1 protein-coding gene is annotated in these 400 nt (G+C 39.2%); it reads left to right on the top strand.

All coding sequences use genetic code 11. From position 1 onward, the window contains the following. Positions 1–400: IS110 family transposase (locus tag ACTND6_RS11220; protein ID WP_441045129.1), on the top strand; the 400-nt coding region annotated here is incomplete at both ends.

The following is a 400-nucleotide window of genomic DNA, read 5'->3' as shown; positions in this document are numbered from 1 at the left end:
GGAAGATACAGGTCACTATAATCTTGCTTTACTGAAGTTTCTCTTGGACAGAAACTATCAGGTTGCATTGATCAATCCTGTTGCTACTAACCTTACCCGCAAAATGCAGGGCGGAATCTCTAAGAACGACAAGCTGGATACTCTGACTATCTGTGACGTACTTTCTTCAAATCAGCGCGTCAAATCTTACCGTATTTCAAAATACAGCAGCTTTGATCTGTATGAGCAGAAACAGCTGACTAGAGAGCACCACAATCTCAAGGAAGAAGAAAATCAACTCTTAAATCGTCTGCAGAAATGCATAGATGTCGTATTTCCTGAATTCAACAGTTTATTCAAGTCCAAGTATGGAATTGTATATATGAACATACTGAAAGAATTTGGAAGCGCTGATGCGATT

It is taken from the genome of Bulleidia sp. HCP3S3_C9 (assembly GCF_052064035.1).
In the GTDB taxonomy this organism is placed as follows: domain Bacteria; phylum Bacillota_I; class Bacilli_A; order Erysipelotrichales; family Erysipelotrichaceae; genus Bulleidia.
Note: the sequence above shows the minus strand (reverse complement) of the source record. Positions and strands in the feature narration are given on the sequence as shown.